Origin of the sequence: Microcystis sp. M49636_WE2 (assembly GCF_030065375.1) — a bacterium.
GTDB classification, from domain to species: domain Bacteria; phylum Cyanobacteriota; class Cyanobacteriia; order Cyanobacteriales; family Microcystaceae; genus Microcystis; species Microcystis aeruginosa_C.
Window position 1 is genome coordinate 1 of sequence record NZ_JASJFG010000426.1, and the last position, 4,651, is coordinate 4,651.

Here is a 4,651-nt window from a genome sequence, read left to right on the forward strand (position 1 = left end):
CAGTTTCATTACTGGGAAAACCCTGACCGCAACTACCCACCACTAAACAAACTCCATCGGGTTTTTCTCCTTTTCTTGCCTGTTTTGCAATTGCTGAAAAATGACCCATGGCATCGATTAATAAACGGGTTTTTAAAGTCATTTCTCCCGTTTTAACCATTACTCCATCGGGATGAATAATCCCCCCACTAAACCCCGAATTTTCTAATAACTTCCCTCCCGCTTCTAAAAACTTAGTTTTTAAAGTCTCTAGCAAATAAACCGGATTAACACCGATATTTAAAATATCTCTGACCCAAAGCTCATAACCTTGATAAAATCCCACCCTAGCAGGATTATATTCTGTCGCTATCGCTTGATTTAATTCAGCTTCGGTCAATAAATCTAACTCTAAAAAACTGCTTAATTCTAAACGGGAAATATTCCACTCCTGCTCACGACCGCGCAGAATACCTCTTTCTAATAATGCCACACGCCAGCCCCTGGTTTGTAAAGCAGCCCCGATGAAAATTCCCAAAGTTCCCCCGGCAATAACTAGATCAAAATCCGTATCTCCTAAAGATTCTTGACTTTGATTAATTACCGTGGGAATAAGCGGATTTTCTAAACGCAAAGCTTGCCAAGCTCGATCACTGGCTCGCAATTGTTGTAAACTCTGAGGAGATACTCGATCGAGTAAAGATGCAACTAAAGACATAATCTTATATCAGTTATCAGTTATCAGTTATCACCATATCCAGAGGAGAAAACTACTTAGATTGGAAAAACTTTTTCCCTTCTTCAACGAGTTTATTAATATCCTTGAGAGAAACCCCAAAAATCGCTAAAACTCCCGTAAAGACTAACAAAAAACCGATAAAACTATTCCGATCATAGAGAAATAAACCCACCAAAACGATAAAATAGGGAGAGAGAATTTTACTAATATTTTCAACTACAGTAACCACCTCTGGAGTAGGAGTCTCAACAAGATTAATATCGGTTTTATCCTGATCTGGTTCGAGATTTTGCTTAATCGAAAACATCACCTCCTGTAGGTCTTTTACCTCCGGTGGGTTCGGTTCCTTCCCTGGTTTGCCAAACATTTTTAACTCCCTCGCCAATTTATCCATATCCTCTATGGTAGCCAAAAAAAGGGCAAGCCGGAAAAGCGCGAGCAGGTCGAGAAATTCTCAGGGCAATTTTCCTTATAACCCCCTCGGCCTCGGCTGCTATAATCAGAGGAACAACTCCCAAGTTCGTTAACGGTACAAAAAAACTATGAATACCAGTCCAGACCGTGTGATTATCTTCGATACCACCCTTCGAGATGGGGAACAGTCCCCGGGTGCCGCTTTAAATGTGGATGAGAAGCTAACCATAGCACGCGCACTGGCACGACTGGGAGTTGATGTCATTGAAGCAGGTTTTCCCCACGCTAGTCCGGGAGACTTTGATGCGGTGCAGAAAATTGCCGCCAGCGTCGGCGGCGAAGCTGATAGCCCGATTATTTGCGGATTAGCCCGCACTACCCAAAAAGATATCAAATCTGCCGCCGATGCGCTCAGACCCGCCGCCAAGCCCAGAATTCACACCTTCCTAGCCACATCTGATATACACCTCCAATACAAACTTAAGAAGACTCGTCAGGAAGTTCTTGAGATTGTGCCGGAAATGGTGGCCTATGCCAAATCCTTTCTTAATGATGTGGAATTTTCCCCCGAAGATGCCGGCCGCAGCGATCCGGAATTCCTCTACCAAGTCCTCGAAAGAGCGATCGCCGCAGGAGCCACCACCGTTAATATTCCCGATACCGTCGGTTATACCACCCCTAGCGAATTTGGGGCTTTAATCCGGGGAATTAAGGAAAATGTCCCCAATATCGACCAAGCGATTATCTCCGTCCATGGTCACGACGATCTAGGGTTAGCGGTGGCTAATTTCCTCGAAGCAGTTAAAAATGGCGCTCGACAGTTGGAATGTACTATTAATGGTATCGGTGAGCGTGCCGGTAATGCTTCCCTAGAAGAATTGGTGATGGCCCTTCATGTCCGGCGCTCCTATTTTAATCCTTTCCTCGGTCGTCCAGCAGAGTCCACGGAACCTTTAACCAAGATCAACACCAAGGAAATCTATCGCACTTCTCGCCTAGTTTCTAATCTTACCGGCATGATCGTGCAACCGAATAAGGCGATCGTCGGTGCTAACGCTTTCGCACACGAGTCGGGAATCCATCAGGACGGGGTGTTAAAACATAAACTCACCTATGAGATTATGGACGCAGAATCGATCGGTTTGACCCATAATCAGATCGTCCTCGGTAAACTCTCTGGCCGCAACGCTTTTCGCTCTCGTTTACAGGAATTGGGTTTTGAGCTTTCGGAAACGGAACTTAATAACGCTTTCATCCAGTTTAAGGAAATGGCTGATCGCAAAAAGGAAATCACCGATCGCGATCTAGAAGCGATTGTTAACGATGAAATCGATACGGTTCCCGATCACTTCCGCCTTGAATTAGTACAAGTGTCCTGTGGAAATAGTGCCAGACCCACGGCCACGGTAACAATTCGCACTCCCGACGGTAGCGAGTTATCCGATGCGGCCATTGGTACAGGGCCAGTGGATGCTCTCTGCAAAGCGATCGATCGAGTGGTGCAGATTCCTAACGAATTAATCTCTTTCTCGGTGCGGGAAGTGACCGAGGGAATCGATGCTTTAGGAGAAGTGACTATCCGTCTCCGTTACGAAGGACGCACCTACTCTGCTCGCGCGGCCGATACCGATATTATTGTCGCCTCCGCTCGCGCCTACGTCAGTGCCTTAAACCGTCTCCATGTCGCACTGCAGCAGAAGGAAAAAACCCCCGAAATGCTACAAGTCTAGATAGGGTGTTAGGGTGTTAGGGTGTTAGGGTGTTACTTGAAATTCCCCCACTACCCCATCACCCCACTTCCCCACTTCCCCCCGCAACGCGCACGCAGTGACCACCCCACTTCATAATTCATAATTCCCATGGTGCTGTTGGAGAAAATCTTAAATTTGTCTCGCAAATTTCTAAAATGTTGCTAAGTTAATATTATGAGCTTGCGCTCTGATTAATCATGGTGCTAATGTACCAAAAACAGATTCGCGTAAAAGCAATGAGGGATGAAATTTATCCGTAAGAATCCGATCAAATTAAATACAATAGCTAAAGACTAAAGGAATTAGCCAAGGGCCAATAGGGATTATGTTCCCCTTGCCATTGGGAACAGTTAACCCGTCCAATAATTCCTTTGATTGTTAGCTATCTGGTCAACACCGCAGACAAACCGGCGATCGGATGCCAGTCCTCCAGCCATTTACCCAATTTTTGCAGGAGCCAGATTATGAGTTGACCGAGCTAAAACAGCATTCCGTGTCGCTAAAATCGCATCGACACAAGAGAATTTAAGCAAAGATCTTCTCCCATTTGTTGTAATTAAAGCTACAATCGGAAAAGTCTTTCCCCGTCTCGGATTTGAGACACAAATTCGTTCAGTATCACCTAGATTGAGATTCGATCTTCTAGTTTTGCACAGAAGGAGCAAGAGGAAAACGGCATGACGCAGGCCCACGATGTACTAACCCTTACCGAGCCGCAATTGGATTTAGATTTGATTGACCTAGACGAAGACTTCGATGATGAGGATATCGAGTTAGAGCTAGAAGAAACCAGCGATAGCAACGATGGCAAAAAAAACCGCCGCCTTGCCAGCGCTCGTCGTCGCGACGCGGCCAGAAAAAAACCCTATACGGAAGATTCGATTCGGATTTATCTGCAAGAGATTGGCAGGATTCGGTTATTGAGAGCGGAGGAGGAGATCGAATTAGCGAGAAAAATCGCCGATCTACTGAAATTAGAACGCATTCGCGAAGATTTTTGCCTCTATAGCGATGCTGAATGGGGAAAACAGGTTTTCCTGTTCGAGCGCATCGAAAGAATTATCGCCGAAAAATCGGAAAAAGAACCGAAATTATCGGATATTAAGGCTTATTTAGGGAAGACGGAGCTAACGGCTCCCATGGTAGAAGAATGGCTGGCGAAATCAAAGGAATACTTATCGGCCTTTAAGCGTCGATTGTACCATGGTCGTCGCGCTAAGGAAAAAATGGTACAATCGAACCTGCGTTTAGTGGTTTCGATCGCCAAGAAATACATGAATCGCGGTCTTTCCTTTCAAGATTTAATTCAAGAAGGTTCCCTCGGTTTGATCCGCGCCGCCGAAAAATTCGACCACGAAAAGGGTTATAAATTCTCCACCTATGCCACTTGGTGGATTCGTCAAGCCATCACCCGGGCGATCGCCGATCAATCCCGCACCATTCGTCTTCCCGTCCACCTCTACGAAACCATCTCCCGGATCAAAAAAACCACCAAGATTCTTTCTCAGGAAATGCGTCGCAAACCCACCGAGGAAGAAATCGCCACCAAGATGGAGATGACCATCGAAAAACTCCGTTTTATTGCCAAATCCGCCCAATTACCGATTTCTCTGGAGACTCCTATCGGTAAAGAAGAAGATTCCCGTTTAGGAGACTTTATCGAAGCGGATGGGGAAACCCCAGAAGATGAAGTTTCTAAAAATTTATTACGCGAGGATTTAGAAAACGTCCTCGATACCCTTAGTCCTCGCGAACGCGATGTGCTGCG

General features: G+C 45.7%; 4 protein-coding genes. 2 read left to right on the top strand and 2 right to left on the bottom strand.

All coding sequences use genetic code 11. The features are described from left to right. Together PX484_RS10205 and PX484_RS10210 are read right to left on the bottom strand one after the other, a co-directional pair. A partial coding sequence (locus PX484_RS10205) for an NAD(P)/FAD-dependent oxidoreductase (RefSeq protein ID WP_502882720.1) occupies positions 1-697 on the bottom strand: 697 nt, incomplete at its 3' end. Between the two features lie 52 nt (positions 698-749). Beyond that, positions 750-1,085 (bottom strand): hypothetical protein, encoded by a 336-nt coding sequence (locus PX484_RS10210; protein ID WP_043998133.1) that lies wholly within the window; start codon positions 1,083-1,085, stop codon positions 750-752. 175 nt (positions 1,086-1,260) lie between these two features. Here PX484_RS10210 and PX484_RS10215 point away from each other — a divergent pair, with 175 nt between their 5' ends. Continuing rightward, positions 1,261-2,862: a 2-isopropylmalate synthase gene (locus tag PX484_RS10215; protein ID WP_287765175.1), complete on the top strand. Its 1,602-nt coding sequence runs from the start codon at positions 1,261-1,263 to the stop codon at positions 2,860-2,862. A gap of 698 nt (positions 2,863-3,560) precedes the next feature. Beyond that, the coding region (rpoD, locus tag PX484_RS10220; protein ID WP_288103723.1) for an RNA polymerase sigma factor RpoD at positions 3,561-4,651 on the top strand (1,091 nt) is incomplete at its 3' end.